This window comes from Streptomyces fumanus, assembly GCF_014655295.1.
In the GTDB taxonomy this organism is placed as follows: domain Bacteria; phylum Actinomycetota; class Actinomycetes; order Streptomycetales; family Streptomycetaceae; genus Streptomyces; species Streptomyces fumanus.
Genome location: NZ_BNBI01000006.1, coordinates 81,654 through 98,573, shown reverse-complemented (window position 1 = coordinate 98,573; position 16,920 = coordinate 81,654). Strand labels below are relative to the sequence as shown.

Genomic DNA, 16,920 nt, shown 5'->3' with positions numbered 1-16,920 from the left:
GCACGCCTCGCGTCAGGAGGCGAGCACCTCGTCGAGCAGGGCCTCCGCCTTGTCCTCATTGGTGTTCTCCGCCAGGGCCAGCTCGCTCACCAGGATCTGCCGGGCCTTGGCGAGCATGCGCTTCTCACCTGCGGAGAGTCCGCGCTCGCGCTCACGGCGCCACAGGTCACGTACGACTTCCGCGACCTTGATGACGTCGCCGGAGGCGAGCTTCTCCAGGTTTGCCTTGTAGCGGCGCGACCAGTTCGTGGGCTCCTCGGCGTACGGCGCGCGCAGCACCTCGAAGACCCGGTCCAGCCCGTCCTGACCGACCACATCACGCACGCCGACGAACTCCGCATTGTCCGCTGGCACACGTACCGTCAGGTCACCCTGGGCGACCTTCAGCACCAAGTAGGTCTTGTCCACGCCTTTGATCTGGCGAGTTTCGATGGCCTCGATCAGCGCGGCCCCGTGATGGGGATAGACCACGGTGTCGCCAACCTTGAACGTCATGTGACAGGTACCCCTTCCGTGGCTATCCAGGGTAACACGGATACGGCGTCTTCTGAATGGCGTTTTCGCAGGTCAGGGCATATCTCGGGGCTTGACAACAGCGACCGGAACGTGCTTCGCGCGCCGTCCGGAAGAAGGTAATCGCAGGTCGGAGCGGCTGTCCGGGGCGGCAGAAACGCGTACGTTACACACGTCCGGAGACCCAGCCGAGCGGTCGAACATCCCCATATGTCCGGTTCCATACGTGCGACTTCCGCTACTCCGTTCGGCGCCCGGAGCGGGCTTCCGGCCGATTCCTGAATTGATCACGACACGCTGGGACCGGCCATCGGTGATCAATTATTGGCCACGCGCGCATTCCTTCACGGAAAATATGTGTGTGCACGGTCACGCGTATGCCGGGTGTTGTTATGGGAATGACGGGCGGGCGGCGCTCCCGCCCGGCGCGTCCCGCCGGCCGCCGCCGCCGGGTCCGGGCGACCGTGCGGACACCCCGTCACCCCGCGCCTACCGCCTGCCGGGCTAAGCCGGGCCCTCAGGGGGAGGGTCGGGTGCGGCGGCGCGGGAACGGGTCGATAACCTAAGGCCGCTGACCATCACTTAGGGCGGCTTTATCCGTGCCGCCGCCTCGCACGAGTCAAGGAGTTGCCGCCGCCGTGAGCAGCAGCCTTCGACGCGGCGCCCTCGCCGCCGCCGCCATCGCGTTCTCTCTTCTCCCGCTCACCGCCTGCGGGGCCGGCAACAACGCCCAGACCCTGGAGATCAAGCCGGACAACGCGGCGACGACCGTCGGTGACATCAAGGTCCAGAACGCGATCGTCATCACCCAGCCCGACCTGGAGTCGACCGGCCCGGCCGCCATCTCCGCCACCGTCTTCAACGGCGGCCGCAGCGCCCAGACGCTGGAGTCCATCCGGGTCGACGGCACCGGCAAGACCGCCGAGCTGAAGCCCGCCAAGGGCAAGGACCTGACCATCCCGGCCGGCGGCTCCCTGATCCTCGGCGGCAAGGACAACGCCTCCGCCACGCTGCCCAGCAGCCGGGAAGCGGTCCGGGACGGCAACGCCCAGAAGATCACCTTCACCTTCAGCAAGACCGGTGACGTGTCGCTGAAGGCGTTCGTCGTCCCGGCCGAGCACTACTTCACCGAGTGGGGCCCGAGCGAGGCGCCGACCACGCCGGAAGCCTCCAAGGACCCCTCGACCTCCAGCGCCTCCCCGGACGAGGAGACCTCCGAGCGGCAGGGCGACGGCGAGTCCGGCGCCTCCGGCGACAAGTCCTCCGCCTCGGCCACCCCGACCGACGCAGCCTCCGCGAGCGCCTCGGCCGACGAGGCCGACGAGGAGGACTCCGGCCACTGAGGGGCCTCCGGCCGCTGAGCCGCCGTATCCACCGCACGCCGAAGGGCGGGGCCTGCACACAGGCCCCGCCCTTCGGCGCGGATCGGACGGCGGACGGCGGCGGTGCGCGGCGCTCGCCGGTCCGAGGGACCTCGCCGTCTTCGCCGCCGGCCGGCCTACGGCTCGAACTTGTAGCCGAGACCGCGGACCGTGACCAGGTAGCGCGGGGCGCCCGGGTCCGGCTCGATCTTGGCGCGCAGCCGCTTGACGTGCACGTCGAGGGTCTTGGTGTCACCGACGTAGTCCGCGCCCCAGACCCGGTCGATGAGCTGCATCCGGGTCAGCACCCGCCCGGCGTTGCGCAGCAGCATCTCCAGCAGGTCGAACTCCTTCAGCGGCAGGTCGACCTTGGAGCCGGAGACGGTGACCACGTGCCGGTCGACGTCCATCCGGACCGGGCCGGCCTCCAGCGCGGCGGGGGTGACCTCCTCGGGCTCGCCGCGGCGGCGCAGTACGGCGCGGATACGGGCGACCAGTTCACGGGAGGAGAACGGCTTGGTGACGTAGTCGTCGGCCCCTATCTCCAGGCCGACCACCTTGTCGATCTCGCTGTCCTTGGCGGTCACCATGATCACGGGGACGTTGGAGCGGCCGCGCAGTTGCCGGCACACCTCGGTGCCCGGCAGGCCGGGCAGCATCAGGTCGAGGAGGACGAGGTCGGCGCCGTTGCGCTCGAACTCGTCGAGTCCGTCGGGCCCGGTGGTCGCCACGGCGACCTCGAAGCCCTCCTTGCGGAGCATGTACGACAGGGCGTCGGAGAAGGACTCCTCGTCCTCGACGACGAGCACACGGGTCACGGAAGGACCTCCGGGGCGGGAAGCGTTTCGTACGGGGAAGTGTGGGGGGAGGACCGCCGGTCGCCGGGGTCGGCGAGTGGGGAGCGGTCGGATCGGTGCCGCGCGCGGTCACGGGACGAGCCCGCCTCGGGCAGTTTCAGGGTGAAGGTGGAGCCCTGGTTCTCGGCGCTCCACACCGTGATCTCCCCGCCGTGCGAGGCGACCACGTGCTTGACGATCGCCAGACCGAGGCCGGTGCCCCCGGTCGCGCGGGACCGGGCGGGGTCGACGCGGTAGAAGCGTTCGAAGATGCGCTCCTTGTCCTTGTCGGATATCCCGATGCCCTGGTCGGTCACGGCGATCTCGATCAGGTCGCCGCCCGGGGCGCTGACCCGGCGGGCCGCGATGCCGACGCGGGTACGGGCGGGCGAGTAGTTGACGGCGTTCTCGACCAGGTTGCCCAGCGCGGCGGCGAGCTGCCCCCGGTTGCCGTGCACGAACAGGTCGGCAGTACCGCCGGCCGCCATGGTGATCTGCTTGGTGCCCGCCGCGTGCCGGCACCGGTCGATGGCCTCGGCGACCAGTTCGTCGACCCGGACCGGTTCGGCGTCCTCCAGCGGGTCGTCGTTCTGCACCCGGGAGAGGTCGATCAGCTCCTGGACCAGGTTGGTCAGCCGGGTGGCCTCGATCTGCATCCGCCCGGCGAACCGCTGGACCGCCTCGGGGTCGTCGGAGGCGTCCATCACCGCCTCGGAGAGCAGCGAGAGCGCGCCGACCGGCGTCTTCAGCTCATGGCTCACATTGGCGACGAAGTCCCGCCGGACCGCCTCGATCCGGCGGGCCTCGGTGAGGTCCTCCACCAGCAGCAGCACCAGCCGGGAGCCCAGCGGCGCGACCCGCGCGGAGACCGCCAGGGCCTCCCCGCGCCCGGTGCCGCGGCGCGGCAGGTCCAGCTCCACCTGCCGTATCTCGCCGTCGCGCCGGGTGTCCCGGGCCATCTGGAGCATCGGCTCCACGGCCAGCTTGCCGCCGCGGACCAGTCCGAGGGCGTACGCCGCCGAGCTGGCCTTGACCACGGCGTCCGCCTCGTCGAGCACGACGGCGGAGGACCTGAGCACCGACAGGACGGTGTCCACGCCCGGCGGAAGCACCGGGTCCGTGTGCAGCGAGGTGCGGGTGGGGCGCCGCTGCTCGCGCTCGCTCCAGCGGAACGCCAGCATGGCGATGACACCGGTGAGCACTCCGGCGATCGCTGCCGCTGCGGCGACCGCCGCGTTCACGTCCATGCGACCAGGTTAGGCATGGCGTACTGCCGCGCCGAAGCCATCCGGGTGCGACCTCGAACACTCGTCGCCCAGAGTTCACCTTGGAGCCAGTACCGGTTCATTTGAGAGGCCGGAAACGGACGCGTACGGGCGGGAACGTGGAACGGTGGGGGTGAACCGAGGGGTAGGACCCCCCTTCGATTCCCCCGAACGACGTACGAGAGGGAACCCTGATGCGGGACGCGTACCACGAGGAACTGGATTCGATCGGCGACGGTCTGGTGGAGATGGCCCGGCTGGTCGGGTCGGCGATCGGGCGCGCCACGACCGCCATCCTCGACTCCGACCTGAAGCTCGCCGAGAGCGTGATCGAGGCGGACCAGAAGGTCGACGAGCTCCAGCACGACCTGGAGGCCCGGGCCATAGCCCTGCTGGCCCGGCAGCAGCCGGTGGCGACCGACCTGCGGATCGTCGTCACCTCCCTGCGGATGTCCGCCGACCTGGAGCGCTCGGGCGACCTCGCCCAGCACGTGGCGAAGCTGGCCCGGCTGCGCTACCCCGAGCGCGCGGTCCCGCAGGACCTGCACGCCACCATCCTGGAGATGGGGCAGTTGGCGCAGCGCCTGATGGCCAAGGCGGCCGAGGTCATCATCACCAAGGACGTCGACCTGGCGCTCCAGCTCGAACAGGACGACGACGCGATGGACCTGCTCCACCGCACGCTCTTCCAGCACCTGATCGACGACCGCTGGAAGCACGGCATCGAGACGGCCGTCGACGTGACCCTGCTGGGCCGGTACTACGAGCGGTACGCCGACCACGCGGTGGCCGTCGCCAAGCGGGTGGTCTACCTGGTCACCGGCGAGCACGCGGACGAACTCCAGGTCGACATCACGCCGGTGGCGGGCGTCGAGGGCGCCTGAGTCTCGGGCCCCCGCCCGCCCCTCCCGGATCCCTTCTGCGGCACCCGGCGTGAGGGGGTCCGGGGCGGGCGTGCACCGGCGCCCCAGTGCGCCGTTGATGCGACCGCCGGCCGGGGCATCCAATGGGCACAGGCACCAGCCTTGAGGAGGGACCCATGGCCGAATCCCCCAGCACCACGCCCGATCCCGCGCAGGAACGCCGGACCGAGCAGCCCACGGAGATCCGCAGCCTGCCGCTGATCGCCGCGTGCGGCTGCGGCTCGGGCTGCGGCTGCGGCTGCCAGTCGGGCAATCCGTGCCAGTGCGGTTGACGCGGCGTACGGAGTGAGGGGCCCCGGCGGACCAACCGCCGGGGCCCCTTCCCCGTACGCAGGACATTTCTGAGTACCGCTACTCAGGACGCGGACCGGCGCCCGGCCGGAGCATGGGGAGTGTCACGGGGCCGACCGCGCCCCGGACGACCACCGCTCACGCTCACGTTCACGGGGAGACTCCGATGAAGCCCAGCCCGCTCCGCACCCTGGCCCGCCTCACCTTCGCCAATCCGGTGTCGGCGGTGTACCTCGGCCTGGTCGGCGTGGCCCTGGCGGTCGCCACGTTCGACACCCTCACCGCGGCGGACGCCACCTTCGTCTGGGTCTGGCCGATGTTCCTCACCTTCCCCACCTTCGGCTTCGTCGTCTGGCTGGACTCGCTCGGCGGCGCGGACGCGCCGGCGGTGTTCTTCATCGGCGGGATCGTGCTCTCGGCCCTGGTCCAGTCGCTGGCGCTGGGCGCGGTGGTGGAGGCGGTGCGCGGACGGCGGGGCCGGCGGGGGCTGGGCGGGGCGGCCGTCAGGCACTGAGCGGGCGGGCAGGCGGTCGGCGAGCGGGGACGCCACGCGCCGGGGACCGGCAGGACCGGCAGACCCGCAGAACCCGCAGGACCGGCCTCCGCCGAAGGCAAGTAAGGCGAGCCAGGCAAGTAAGCCGAACCAGGCAAGTTATGCGACAACGCGCATAGTCGCCTCCTCCGCATAGACGCCCCTCGCCCGGCTCTCGTACGGTCGGGTGTACGGCTCGAGCGGGGCTGCCGACCAGGGGGGTCGCAATGGCACGCGAGCAACTGACCCGGCTGACGGGCAACGGTGACGGCGACGGCGAGTGCGGCGAGGACGACTGTCCGAACGTGTACCGCACGGGGCGGGGAACGTTCGTCGTCCAGGGCGACCGGTCCGAAGCCTTCGCACCGCCGCCCGGCGAGGGCCTCGTGGAGATCCCGGAGAGCGTGCTTCGGGAGGCGTTCCGTGCTCTTGGATGGTGACGAGTGGCAGGCGACACTGCGCGGCTTCCGGCAAGAGGCATGGCGACTGGAGACGCTCCCGCGGTACCGCGTACCGCAGGAGACGGAAGAATTCGACGCCTTCCGGGCCGGCCGGCGGGTCGACTCACGCGCCTATTCCTCCCCGTACACGGAAGACCTCGACCGACTGCGCCGGGAGGGGAAACGCAAGGGAAGAGTGCACGTGGTGACACGTCCGCTGTCCGAATACCTGCGTTTCGAGTTCTCCCGCTACTACACACCCCATGTCCGGGCGGGAGAGGATATCCGCATCCTTGACGTGACCGACCGGACCAACCCTCTGCCGGGAGTCCCGGATTTCTGGATGTTCGACCGCTCCAAGGTCGTACTCATGCATTACGAGGAAGACGGCAGACAGGCCGGCCGGGAGTTGTACGAGGGTGATCCCGCGCCCTTCCTTGAATACCAGCGAATCGCGCTTACCGAGTCGATGCCGTTCTTGGAGTACGTGAGCGAGTGACGTTCGAGCCCGAGCAGCTCGGCCAGTCCAGCCAGGAACTGGCCTCCATGCTCCGTGACCTGCGCCAGCGAGCCGGGCTTTCAGGGGTGCGGCTCGCCGCGCGCTGCAACATGTCCCAGTCCAAGGTGAGCCGCATCGAGAACGGCAAGGTGCGGCCGTCCCTGGTCGACGTCGAGCAGATCCTCCGCGCGCTCAAGGTGTCATCGAGTGTCGTCGGGGAGGTCTCCGCGCTGGCCAGGAGGGCCAACACCGAGTGGCGGAACCTGCGGGAACTGCGCCGCAAGGGCCTCGGGACGCGTCAGGCCGAGCTGAAGTCGCTCGAAGCCTCCTCCGCGCACATGCGTTACTTCCTGCTCTCGATGGTCACCGGTTTACTGGCCACACCGGAATACGTCCGGGCCAGCCTCGCCCACTCACCCGTGGACACCAGCAAGGCGATAGCCGGAAAGCTGGAGCGGCAGGCCGTCCTCTACGACACCTCGAAGCGCTTCACGTTCATCCTCACCGAACAGGCGATCCGCTGGCCGGTCGTCTACCCCTTGGCCCTGGCCGAACAGATCGACCGCCTCTCCTCACTCTCCCACTTACCCAACGTGGACATCGCCGTGATCCCTTTAGGTACGCCGACCCCGCGAAACCCCTTGAACACCTTCACGATCTACGACACATCCCTGGTCACCATCGAGACCTCCGCCGGAAGCCTCGTCCTGCGCGACGGCCGGGACATCCGAGGATATCTGAACGAATTCTCCGGCTACGAGGACTCCTCCCTCCACGGCGAGGCGGCGAGAGCCAAGCTGGCCGAATGGTCGGCGACGTGCCGCTCATGATCTTTACCCCAGGACACGCATACTCGGCGGAAATCCCGGCGAAACACGAGACGATGACCACCCTGGCCACTCCATGGACAGTCGGCGGAAAGGTCGCGGAACATGGCTGACACCCAGACGACGATGACGGGACCGGTGAACCTGCCCCTCCCCCTCCCCCCGCCGGACCCCGTCCCGGGCTGCGACGTGTGCGCCGCCCTCGTCCGGCAACGCCAGGCGGCCCGGCAGAGAGGCGACCTGTCGGCGGCCACGGACGCGGACGTCGAGATCCGCAGCCACCCGCACCGGAGGCCGAGGCACGGCCGTACACACATGCCGAGCCACCCGAAGCCGTGAGGATCGCCTGACCGCCTGTCAGGTCGCGGACGGACGCGGCTTCCACTCCCGCGCGAGCAGCCCCAACAACACCTCGTCCATGAACTCACCCAGCACCCAGGCCGAGGACCGCAGGACGCCCTCCCGGACGAAGCCGTTGCGCTCGGCGGCGCGCAGCATCGCGTGATTGTCGGCGAGCGTCTCGATCTGCAACCGCTGCAATCCACGTACGGCGAATCCGTAATGGCACAGCACGGCGACCACGTCGCTCCCGTACCCCTTGCCACGGGCGGACGGCAGCAGACCGAGGCCGACGTGCGCGCAGCGGTTGTGGGTGTCGATGCCCCACAGCGTCGCGGTGCCGATCAGCGTGTCCCCGGCCAGTTCCACGACGGAGAACGGGACGACCGCGTGGTTGCTGTCGTCCACCACGAGCCGCGGGTCCTGCGCCCCGGGCTTGACCGGCCGCCAGGGCCCGCCTTCGGCCCGGGAGGCGTTGACCACGTCGTTGTAGAGCTCGGCCCGCAGAACCGGTATGTCCTCCTCGTGCCGGGCCCGCAGCCCGACCCTGTCACCCTTGAGCATGCGGGCTGTCTATCCGACGGGGCGGGGACGCGGCAAACGATTAGCCGACCTCCCGGCTCGCTCAGTGGACGCAGAGGCAGAACGGATGGCCGGCCGGATCGGCGTAGACCCGCCAGTTGGCCCCCGGCCGGATCTCGTCCGTCCGCTCCAGCAGGGTCGCGCCGAGCGCGAGCGCCCGCTTCTCCTCCCCGTCGAGGTCGTCGACATCGAAGTCCAGGTGAACCTGCTGCGGCCGCTCCTGTCCCGGCCACTCGGGCGGCCGGTACCCCTCCACCCGCTGACAGGCCAGCGGAATCCCCTCGAACCCCCGCACCTCGATCCAGTTCGGATCATCGAAGTCGGCGACCACCTCCCCACCGAGCAACTCCGCGTAGAACGCGGCGAGCCGCTCCGGATCGGCACAGTCCAACGCCACGGCCTGCAACTTACGAATCACACCGATCACCTCTCCAGGCGCGTACGTAACTCCCTTGTACGGCAAGGGTCGTACCCATGGTCACGTGGGCCATGCGGGCCAGCGACCTGCCGACGCCGCCCCCAGCGACAACCGTTATCTGGGGAACCAGACGAGTTGCAACGGTCCACGCAGTCACTCTTCCCCTTGTCTACAAGCGCAGCAAAATCAGCGAGTGCCCTACCGATTCGCCCTTGTCGGCCAGAGTGCCCATGCGTGTTGCCGCTCTAGCGACCTTTGAGTCACTAGAGACACCGGCCACGCCGTAACGATCTTAGCGAGGGTGACAAAGTGTAATAAATACACATAATACGACTACCGCCAGCTCGTGACGATAGCCGCAAGTAAACCTCCTCACTCGAAGATGGGCGCTACGGTAGGCAGCGACGACCTGAGGGTTGGAGGGCTCACCACCCGGGTAAATACAATCACCCAACCCCACCCACAGGCATTACGCGCACGACACCAAGCACGGGAAAATACATAAGGGGACACATTGACTTACAGTGGTGCGGCACTCTATGGCAACGGCTGCAAAATTCGCCCTGGCATCTATCGTCACTATAAGGGAGAATTATATCGGGTTTTGCATGTAGCCCAGCACAGCGAAACATCAGAACAGCTTGTCGTGTACCAAGGTCTCTACGGTAAGCATGACATCTGGGCTCGCCCTCTCTCAATGTTCCAGGAAGCCGTCGAGACTCAGTCAGGACCCAAACAGCGATTCTCCTTCGTTCGGGACGAATAAGGAGTGCACATAAGATGCAGAAGCCGCCCCAAGCCAGCGAGAACACCACGAACCCCGGACAATCGGCAGCCATCCTTTACACTAACTACCGGGGCGAAAAAGGGTGGCGGCGAATTCAACCGCTTAGAATTTGGTTCGGCTCCACAGAGTGGCACCCCAGAGAACAGTGGCTCATGGATGCGATTGACCTGGACAAGCAAGTCGAACGAAGTTTTGCGCTGAAAGACATCCAGGCATGGGAAGAATCGGAGTCCTAGTTGTACGCGGCGGACCGGACCATCAGGCAGATTCTCCCAAATTTAGCGATCGAGACCCGCTTACCGGCTCATGGTTTTGACCCCGACACGCAAGTGCAGCCATGCTCCATAGATCTGCGGCTTGACACACACTTTTGGGTGGCTCGCAGGGTTCCGCGCCCGCCTGGTTGGCGCTTTTGGCGCCGTCCTGTGCTCGACCTCCGTAACAAGCAGCTCCAAGAGCTAGCTCCACGACGCCGATGGAAGAAAATCGAGCTTCGCCCCGGGGAAACCATCGATCTCAAGCCGAACGAAGTACTGCTGGGGCGTACCTATGAAAAGTTCAGCATCCCTCCAGCCTTCGCAGCGAAGATAGAGGGACGTAGTTCCTACGCCAGACTCGGCCTGATGATTCACTGCACCGGTGATTTCATCAACCCTGGCTGGCGCGGCCACATGCCGGTGGAGTTGGTAAGCTTTGCGCGTTCCAATGTTCGGCTCTCGCCACTAATGCCCATAGCGCAACTCATCCTCGTCAAACTGACCGAGGACCCCGAGCGACACTATGGACACCAGAGCTTGGAAAGCAAATATCTCGAGGACGATGGCGGGCCTTCCTATTGGTGGAAAGACAAACTGTTTTCGCGGATAGCGCAACAGATTGGCGGCCATAACCTCCATTCGGACATCAGTGAGAGTATCGCCGAGCAGTTGGCCCCAGATATCAGCGTCGGTGCACTGGAGCGACTGCATCGCTATATACAGCGGAAACCAGTCGGAGAGATCGACAGCGGCGCCGAACTCATGGACGGTTTCGCCAAGTCCGAGGACCGCAGAAGAAAGACTGGCAAGATGTTGCGTGCACTGTCGGTGACAGTTGCCTCTCTGCTCACTGGCACGAGCGTCAGTAGGCTGTTTGTACCTCCCATCGGATGGGGACATTTTTCTCTGTGGATCGCGGCGATCATTGCACTTGTTGTCAGCGGTTTCGCTTTCTGGTACAAGGCAGACGATCATTACGGAGAGAAGGAACTCAACGCTCGCCGGGAGACACTGACTCACAACGGTTAGGACTTGTCCGGCCAATCAAGTTCGCAGCCAGATGATGCGGGGCTGCTGCTGTGGCGGTGCCGAGGAAGACGTACCCGCGTTTGTCGCTGTACGAACGACCTGGACGCCCGGCGCCGTGTGCGCTTGGCTCTGCCGGGATCGACGGCAGACGGGATAAGGGCCTCCGACCGGCTGGCACCCACGTACGCCCCTCCCTCCCTCTCGGAGCTTGAGCGCCCCCGCCGCAAGCATCGTCTCTAGCCGCACTCGCGTACCGTTTTCCCGCATCGCGGGTTCGTTATCCATCAACCCGTGCCGTAGGCGGCAGCCGGCGGTCGGGCTGGAGCGGGGCGGAGACAGGGCGCAGGCCCGAGCAACGGCCGCACGCGCCACGCTGTGAGCGGCGGTTGTCTTCAACCCGTAGCGAAAGTTGTAGCTCACTCAGCCGAGGGGGGTTTGAACTCGTAAGCGCAGCCGGGGAGTTCGCCGCCTTGGCGGTGCGCGAGTGGCAGGAACAGTACGGGTCGGATCGTCCAGGTGATGCGGGTGTCGGCGTGGGTCAGGGACACCGTGCAGGACTCGGCGCGCAGCAGGGCTCGTCGGGTGTCGATACGCCCGTCGTACATCCACTCCCACGCTTGGGTGGATGCGTCCGAGTCCAGCGCAGGGGAAATCGTGCGGAGGGCGACCGATACCCATCGGTCCGCCTGCGGAGCGGAGTAGGCGTCGAACGATGCCACCAGTGCCGGCGGGCCCTGCTCGGTCAGGTTTTCCGTCCAGCACTCGCACCAGAAACCCCACTGCGGGGGTGTCCTCAGCGCCGAGGTACTTGCGTCCGAGTGCGGCTGCGCGGTGACGACGGTGAGGGCCTGGGCGAGATGGTCTGGTGCCGTGTGCGCCGGGCCGTCGGCCGGGTCGGTCAGCCAGTGCAGCAGATCGCCGGTCCAGCCCGGCGGGGCCAGCACCACCCATGATCCGGATCCGAGCGCGTGTGTGTGCTCCCGTTGCCATGCGCGTGCGGTGCCGGGCGGAGTGAGGAAGTACAGGTGATCATTGCCCCGGTCGTGCAGGACTGGCCCCACAGGGACGCCGCAGAGTTCCAGGTGCCGCATTGCTCGTGTGCCTACGGCGGCCCTGATCCGGATGGCATCCCAGTCCTGACCGGCGGGGAGGAGCGTCGGCTCGTTCAGGTACCGGGTCCAGCGGGCCTGGGGGTCGGGGGCGCCGGGGCGAGTGATATGTGGTCATGGTTGTCTCCGTCCACCTGGGGAAACCGCCGGACCGAGCGAGCGAACGATCGCCACGAGGTCCGGGGATGCACCAAGCGTTTCGAGACAACGACAAGTGCGGTATGACCGGCAGGGGTTACCGAGGCGGGAATACACTCGTTCCCCGCTTCGTAAGAGGTTTGATCGCGCCTACGATCCCACCGGAAGTCGGTTCCATGGACGCCATCACCCCCGGCTCGCCCGAAGTCGAACTCCTCGAACGCGAGGATGTCCGGCGGGCCCTGTCCGAGCACGACTTCGCTGCCGTGTTCAGCCTGTTCAAGAAGTACGGCGGGCTGTCACAGAACCGGATCGCTTCCGCGTGCCGGCTCACCCCGGGCAAGGTCTCGGCAGTCATCGGCGGCCGGCAGCAGGTCACCAGCTTCGAGGTCGTCTGCCGGATCGCGGACGGGCTCCGAATCCCCGGCCACCTCCTCGGGCTCGCCCCGCGGCCGTGGGAGAGCCCATCAGCCCAGGAGCAGGTACCGACACAGATTAGAGCGGAGCAGAAACCGGAGGCCGACGGGATTCCGTGGCGGGGGGATACCGCTGTGGACCTGGCCGCAGACCTGACGAGGAGCGATCTCGTGATGGACCGACGTGCCGCAACCCGTGCCTTGGCGGGTGCGGCCATCACCGGCGCCGCGCTGCTCGACCCCTTGGAAGGCTGGCTCCAGCCTGTTGCCGACGGCGTCCGGTCACACCGCAGGGGTCGTATCGGCATAAGGGAGATCGAGGAACTGGAATCCACGGCTCGTGCGTTCCGCGCGTGGGATCACCGGTACGGCGGTGGTCTGCGGCGCAAAGCTGTCCTGGGCCAGCTCAGCGAGGTCGCCGCCTGTCTCAAGGAACACCAGGCTTCCCGAGTGGAACAGCGGCTGTACCAGGTCATGGCCCAACTCGCCGGGACAGCGGCCACCATGGCCTGGGACACGGGACTTCAGCGACGGGCGCAGGACTACTACCTCCTCGCCCTGCGCGCCTCGCACGCCGGCGGTGACATGCTCTTCGGGGCCAACGTGCTCGCGGGTATGGCCCGTCAGATGCTCTACCGCGACCAGCCTCAAGACGCCCTGGAACTCGTCCGTCTCGCACAAGATGGCGCTCGTCATGTCGCCGGTCCTAAAGCGCGTGCCATGCTCCATACCCGAGAGGCGTGGGCGTACGCGGCGATGGGCCGTATCGCCGCCTTCCAGCGCGCCACCGCCCAGGCCACCGAGGCCCTCCACGACATCCAGGACGACGAAGAGCCGTACTGGATCGGCTACTTCGATGAGGCCGAGCTGGCCGGAACCACCGGCGGACGGCTGCTGGAACTCGCCCGTCAGGAGCCCAAGCGGTACGCGGAGACGGCGGCCCACGAGATCCGCCACGCGCTCTCATTCCGAGGCCCCGAGGCCGGCCGCAGCCACGCCCTCGACCGAATCGGTCTCGCTCAGTGCCACTTCCTGCTCGGAGACCTGACCGGTGCGGTGGCGGAGACCCATCTCGCGGTGGACGCGGCTCGGGCGACTCGATCCAGTCGGGTCCGGGCCCAGCTCGGGGAGTTGTACCCGTACACCGTGGGCCATGGAGCCGCCCGGCCCGTGCGCGAGGCCCGCGATAGGATCCGCGACCTGCTGTCGGCCTGAGCGAGGGGAGCGACGACCGTGACGACCATCGCGGTGACCGGCCACATGGACCTGACCGAGGACACCGTCCCCTTGGTTCGTGCCGCGCTGGACGACCTGCTCAAGCCGTACGCCGACGGCGGTGACCTCGTCGGGGTCTCCTGCATCGCCAAGGGCGCCGACTCCCTGTTCTCCGAGGCCGTCCTCGCCGCCGGCGGACGGCTCACGGTCGTCGTCCCCTCACGTGACTACCGGCGTACGAAGGTCAAACCCGACCACGCGGCCCTTTTCGACCGGCTCGCCGAAGCGGCCGACGAGGTCCTCGTCCTCCCCAACGACACCGCCGACCGCCATGCCTACGAGGCCGCCAACGCCGTACTCCTCCAGCGTGCCGACCGGCTCGTGGCCGTATGGGACGGCAAGCCGCCCAGCGGAAAGGGCGGCGGCACTGCGGACACCGTGCTCGAAGCACAGGCCGCGGGCTTTCCCGTGGACGTCGTCTGGCCCACCGGGGCAGCCCGTCGAAGCGCCGAGTGACGCCTCCGTAGGCCCCCGGTACGCACAAGCCCTCTCCCCGCAGAGACACCGCAGGCAGGGGGCTTGAACAGTGGGACTTACTTCTTCTTGCCCTGGGTCTTGCCGGGGATCTTGGTGAGCCGGGTTTTCGCTAGTCAGGGTTGTGGGATCGTGCGCCTGGTGGTCGTCATTGGCTGCTGTTGAGCGACCTCGGACGGCCAAGAGACGGCCCAGCCTCGCTGCACTCGACTGAGGCCGGCACCCTCAATGCGCCCCGTCTGACCCCAGCCGACGACAGTCAGCCACGACGGCGGGCGCGGCCCGAGTCGCGGGGCACGGGGACGAGCCCGGCCGCGGAAGCGAGATGGCCGGCATCGGCGTAGGCCGCCAGGTCCCTGGCCGCCACGAATGCGGCGCCGAGTATCGGGCCCAGACCGGGCATTGACTCGATGATCTCCGCTTGTGGGTGGCGGCGGAAGGTGTCGCGGATCTGCCGGTCGATTCGCTTGAGCCGTTCGTCCAGAGCAAGGATCTGGGTTGCCAGGTCGGCGACGATCTGGGCAGCGATCTCCTCGCCGGGGAGAGCGGTCTGCTGGGCCTGAGCGGCTTCCAGCGCGGTAGTCGCCACCGCGTCGGCGCCCCGCACGCTGCGAGCCGCCAGCCAAGCTGTCAGCCGGGCCCGGCCGCGGCGGCGGATCGAGGCCGGTGTCTGATAGCCGCTCAGCAGCACCAGCGCCCCCTTTGTGATCCGAGTAGTCGAAGGAGCGCTCCAGGGCAGGGAAGACGCCGGTCAGCACGTCACGGAGCCGATTGGTCATACGCACCCGGTCGGCGACCAGGTCTGGCCGGTGAGCCGTCAGCAGCGCAAGTCCTCGCCCACTGGGCCTTCGCCGGCACCGGCCTGACCGACACCGAAGCCTGGCTTGCCGCATCCCTCGAACCCGCCCCCGGAACGGAAGGAGAACCCACCCGTGGCTAACCGACGCAACACACTGGCGGAAGCCCCACCGCGCCCCCTGCCCACGCGGTCCTGACTCCTGACGACCTGGTGGAGATGTTCGAGCTGCCTAGCGTCGAGACGGTCTACCAGTGGCGCCGCAAGGGCACCGGTCCGCGTGGTTTCCGGATCGGCCAGCACCTGCGCTTCGACCCGGACGACGTACGCGCCTGGGTCGAGTCCCAGATCACGGGGGCCGCTGCCTGATGGCCGGACACATCCAAGACCGCTGGTACAAGGAAGAGAAGGGGCCGGACGGCAAGCCCCGCAAGGTCAGGACCGAGCGCTACGGCACGGGCATGCGCTACCGCGCCCGCTACGTGGGTCCGGACGGCACCGAGAAGTCCAAGGGCTTCCCCGACCGGCAGAAGCGGCTTGCCGAACAGTGGCTCTCGCAGACCGAGGCGGACATGGCGCGGGGGCAGTACATCGACCCGCGCGCGGCCCGGATCACCTTCCAGCAGTACGCCGAGAAGTGGGTGGCCCACGCTCCGGACCCGAACACGCAGGCTTCGTTGGAGTCGCAGCTCGGTTGCACGCCTACCCCTACCTGGGGTCGCGTCCGCTCGGCTCCTTCCAGCCCGCTCACATCCGCGATTGGGTGCAGCAGCTCCAGGAGAACGGCGTCCGTGGCTCGTATGCCCGGACCATCTACTCCAACGTGCGTGCCGCCCTGAGCGCGGCCGTGGACGACGGGCGCCTTCCCCGGAATCCGTGCGCCGCTCGCTCGGTCCGTCCACCAACTGTGGACAACAAGCGCGTCGTGCCCTGGACGCCGGAACGGGTCTTCGCCGTCCGGGCCGGCATGCCCGAGCCATGGTCGACCTGGGTGGCGGCTGCGGCCTTCGGCAAGGGGAGATCCTGGGCGTGGCCATCGACGCGATCGACTCCGAGTCGGACACCCTGCACCTGGTCCAGCAGCTCAAGCTGAGCCGCAGTAAGCCGGTCTTCGCCCCGCCGAAGGGAGGCAAGCTCCGGGACGTACCGCTCCCCGGCCCGGTCGCTGACGCCCTCCGCGCCCACATGAAGCGGTTCCCGCCGGTCGAGATCACCTTGCCGTGGAAGGTGGCTGACGGGCCTCCGGTGACCAAGCCACTGATCTTCACCGGGCCGCGCGGCGGGCACGTCTGGCGTACGTCGCTCAACGAGAAAGTCTGGAAGCGGGCCCTCGCCTCGGCTGGCGTGATCCCCGAGCGGAAGCCGGGCGGGTCGTACGTCGAGTCCCGCGAGAACGGCATTCACGCCCTCCGCCACTTCTACGCCTCGGTGCTCCTGGACGCCGGGGAGAACATCAAGGCCCTCGCCGAGTACCTCGGCCACGCGAATCCCGGCCTGACCTTGCGTGTGTACGCGCACCTCATGCCGTCCAGCCAGGAACGGACCCGTAACGCTGTGGCCTCTGCCTTCGCCCTTAGCTCGCCGATCTCCCACGAAACCGCGAACGTCCAGAGGTGAAAACACCATCCGTAAAAGCTCCCCGAAAACCAAAAACTTCCACGAAACCGCGGCCGCCCAAAAGTGAAAACACCATCCGTGAAAGCTCACCCGAAGCCAAAACATACAGCAACCCCAGATCGGCAATCTGGTGAGCGGCCCGCTCGACCGGTGAAGCTGCCCCTGCGGTTCGACGGTCTCGCGGTTGTACGGTTCC

Annotated in this window: 18 protein-coding genes and 3 pseudogenes; 14 read left to right on the top strand and 7 right to left on the bottom strand. The window is 67.7% G+C overall.

Annotated elements, in window-relative coordinates; translation table 11 throughout:
- Window positions 1-12: 12 nt before the first annotated feature.
- Window positions 13-495, bottom strand: coding sequence for a CarD family transcriptional regulator (locus tag IE316_RS14660; protein ID WP_003953493.1), 483 nt, complete (start codon window positions 493-495; stop codon window positions 13-15).
- Window positions 496-1,151: 656 nt separating this feature from the next.
- Here IE316_RS14660 and IE316_RS14655 point away from each other — a divergent pair.
- Window positions 1,152-1,856 (top strand): copper chaperone PCu(A)C domain-containing protein, encoded by a 705-nt coding sequence (locus IE316_RS14655; RefSeq protein WP_190204750.1) that lies wholly within the window; start codon window positions 1,152-1,154, stop codon window positions 1,854-1,856.
- Window positions 1,857-2,011: 155 nt separating this feature from the next.
- Here IE316_RS14655 and phoP read toward each other — a convergent pair whose 3' ends face one another.
- Both phoP and phoR read right to left on the bottom strand, forming a co-directional pair.
- The gene (phoP, locus tag IE316_RS14650; RefSeq protein ID WP_004000192.1) at window positions 2,012-2,683 is read right to left on the bottom strand and encodes a two-component system response regulator PhoP; all 672 of its coding nucleotides are present in this window, start codon (window positions 2,681-2,683) and stop codon (window positions 2,012-2,014) included.
- 5 nt (window positions 2,684-2,688) lie between these two features.
- A complete protein-coding gene (gene phoR, locus IE316_RS14645) occupies window positions 2,689-3,957 on the bottom strand; it encodes a two-component system sensor histidine kinase PhoR (protein WP_190204749.1) in 1,269 nt (422 codons plus the stop codon).
- 212 nt (window positions 3,958-4,169) lie between these two features.
- Between phoR and phoU the strand changes: the two genes are divergently transcribed.
- The 6 genes from phoU (at window position 4,170) to IE316_RS14615 (ending at window position 7,490) form a co-directional block, all read left to right on the top strand.
- Window positions 4,170-4,859, top strand: coding sequence for a phosphate signaling complex protein PhoU (phoU, locus tag IE316_RS14640; RefSeq protein ID WP_190204748.1), 690 nt, complete (start codon window positions 4,170-4,172; stop codon window positions 4,857-4,859).
- Window positions 4,860-5,014: 155 nt separating this feature from the next.
- Window positions 5,015-5,170, top strand: coding sequence for a hypothetical protein (locus IE316_RS14635; protein WP_190204747.1), 156 nt, complete (start codon window positions 5,015-5,017; stop codon window positions 5,168-5,170).
- Window positions 5,171-5,355: 185 nt separating this feature from the next.
- Window positions 5,356-5,703, top strand: a complete 348-nt coding sequence (locus IE316_RS14630; RefSeq protein WP_190204746.1) for an SCO4225 family membrane protein — start codon at window positions 5,356-5,358, stop codon at window positions 5,701-5,703.
- A gap of 245 nt (window positions 5,704-5,948) precedes the next feature.
- Window positions 5,949-6,161: a hypothetical protein gene (locus IE316_RS14625; RefSeq protein WP_190204745.1), complete on the top strand. Its 213-nt coding sequence runs from the start codon at window positions 5,949-5,951 to the stop codon at window positions 6,159-6,161.
- Window positions 6,145-6,660: a DUF6879 family protein gene (locus IE316_RS14620; RefSeq protein ID WP_190204744.1), complete on the top strand. Its 516-nt coding sequence runs from the start codon at window positions 6,145-6,147 to the stop codon at window positions 6,658-6,660. The genes IE316_RS14625 and IE316_RS14620 overlap by 17 nt, the downstream gene beginning before the upstream one ends.
- Window positions 6,657-7,490, top strand: a complete 834-nt coding sequence (locus IE316_RS14615) for a helix-turn-helix domain-containing protein (RefSeq protein ID WP_190204743.1) — start codon at window positions 6,657-6,659, stop codon at window positions 7,488-7,490. The genes IE316_RS14620 and IE316_RS14615 overlap by 4 nt, the downstream gene beginning before the upstream one ends.
- A gap of 354 nt (window positions 7,491-7,844) precedes the next feature.
- On the opposite strand, the gene IE316_RS14610 is transcribed toward IE316_RS14615, so the two are convergent.
- Both IE316_RS14610 and IE316_RS14605 read right to left on the bottom strand, forming a co-directional pair.
- Window positions 7,845-8,390, bottom strand: coding sequence for a GNAT family N-acetyltransferase (locus IE316_RS14610; protein ID WP_190204742.1), 546 nt, complete (start codon window positions 8,388-8,390; stop codon window positions 7,845-7,847).
- A gap of 61 nt (window positions 8,391-8,451) precedes the next feature.
- A complete protein-coding gene (locus tag IE316_RS14605; RefSeq protein ID WP_190204741.1) occupies window positions 8,452-8,826 on the bottom strand; it encodes a VOC family protein in 375 nt (124 codons plus the stop codon).
- 514 nt (window positions 8,827-9,340) lie between these two features.
- Between IE316_RS14605 and IE316_RS35950 the strand changes: the two genes are divergently transcribed.
- Genes IE316_RS35950 through dcd form a run of 3 tightly spaced genes read left to right on the top strand, consistent with a single transcriptional unit; the run spans window position 9,341 to window position 10,899 of the window.
- Entirely contained in the window at window positions 9,341-9,592 is a 252-nt protein-coding gene (locus tag IE316_RS35950) for a DUF1653 domain-containing protein (RefSeq protein ID WP_268257641.1), read from the top strand.
- A 14-nt stretch (window positions 9,593-9,606) separates the two neighbouring features.
- The gene (locus IE316_RS14595; protein ID WP_229910397.1) at window positions 9,607-9,849 is read left to right on the top strand and encodes a hypothetical protein; all 243 of its coding nucleotides are present in this window, start codon (window positions 9,607-9,609) and stop codon (window positions 9,847-9,849) included.
- Entirely contained in the window at window positions 9,850-10,899 is a 1,050-nt protein-coding gene (gene dcd / locus IE316_RS14590; protein WP_190204740.1) for a dCTP deaminase, read from the top strand.
- A 416-nt stretch (window positions 10,900-11,315) separates the two neighbouring features.
- On the opposite strand, the gene IE316_RS14585 is transcribed toward dcd, so the two are convergent.
- Entirely contained in the window at window positions 11,316-11,696 is a 381-nt protein-coding gene (locus IE316_RS14585) for a hypothetical protein (protein WP_190205075.1), read from the bottom strand.
- A 626-nt stretch (window positions 11,697-12,322) separates the two neighbouring features.
- Here IE316_RS14585 and IE316_RS14580 point away from each other — a divergent pair.
- Together IE316_RS14580 and IE316_RS14575 are read left to right on the top strand one after the other, a co-directional pair.
- Window positions 12,323-13,777: an NsdA family TPR-like regulatory protein gene (locus IE316_RS14580; protein ID WP_190204739.1), complete on the top strand. Its 1,455-nt coding sequence runs from the start codon at window positions 12,323-12,325 to the stop codon at window positions 13,775-13,777.
- Window positions 13,778-13,795: 18 nt separating this feature from the next.
- Complete coding sequence (locus IE316_RS14575) at window positions 13,796-14,293, top strand: hypothetical protein (RefSeq protein WP_190204738.1); 498 nt, start codon at window positions 13,796-13,798, stop codon at window positions 14,291-14,293.
- Window positions 14,294-14,588: 295 nt separating this feature from the next.
- On the opposite strand, the pseudogene IE316_RS14570 reads toward IE316_RS14575, so the two are convergent.
- A pseudogene (locus IE316_RS14570) lies at window positions 14,589-15,141 on the bottom strand (transposase); the annotation flags it as partial.
- A gap of 123 nt (window positions 15,142-15,264) precedes the next feature.
- On the opposite strand from IE316_RS14570, the pseudogene IE316_RS35530 reads away from it, so the two are divergent.
- Together IE316_RS35530 and IE316_RS14560 are read left to right on the top strand one after the other, a co-directional pair.
- Window positions 15,265-15,476, top strand: a pseudogene (locus IE316_RS35530) (helix-turn-helix transcriptional regulator).
- Window positions 15,476-16,724: pseudogene (locus IE316_RS14560) on the top strand (tyrosine-type recombinase/integrase). The pseudogenes IE316_RS35530 and IE316_RS14560 overlap by 1 nt, the downstream one beginning before the upstream one ends.
- The last annotated feature ends 196 nt before the right edge of the window (window positions 16,725-16,920 follow it).

What these genes read in the sequence shown, in the direction of transcription:
- IE316_RS14660 (WP_003953493.1), bottom strand. Translation starts at nt 495, where the DNA reads ATGACGTTCAAGGTTGGCGACACCGTGGTCTATCCCCATCACGGGGCC.
- phoR (WP_190204749.1), bottom strand. Translation starts at nt 3,957, where the DNA reads ATGGACGTGAACGCGGCGGTCGCCGCAGCGGCAGCGATCGCCGGAGTG.
- phoU (WP_190204748.1), top strand. Translation starts at nt 4,170, where the DNA reads ATGCGGGACGCGTACCACGAGGAACTGGATTCGATCGGCGACGGTCTG.
- IE316_RS14635 (WP_190204747.1), top strand. Translation starts at nt 5,015, where the DNA reads ATGGCCGAATCCCCCAGCACCACGCCCGATCCCGCGCAGGAACGCCGG.
- IE316_RS14630 (WP_190204746.1), top strand. Translation starts at nt 5,356, where the DNA reads ATGAAGCCCAGCCCGCTCCGCACCCTGGCCCGCCTCACCTTCGCCAAT.
- IE316_RS14625 (WP_190204745.1), top strand. Translation starts at nt 5,949, where the DNA reads ATGGCACGCGAGCAACTGACCCGGCTGACGGGCAACGGTGACGGCGAC.
- IE316_RS14610 (WP_190204742.1), bottom strand. Translation starts at nt 8,390, where the DNA reads ATGCTCAAGGGTGACAGGGTCGGGCTGCGGGCCCGGCACGAGGAGGAC.
- IE316_RS14595 (WP_229910397.1), top strand. Translation starts at nt 9,607, where the DNA reads ATGCAGAAGCCGCCCCAAGCCAGCGAGAACACCACGAACCCCGGACAA.
- IE316_RS14580 (WP_190204739.1), top strand. Translation starts at nt 12,323, where the DNA reads ATGGACGCCATCACCCCCGGCTCGCCCGAAGTCGAACTCCTCGAACGC.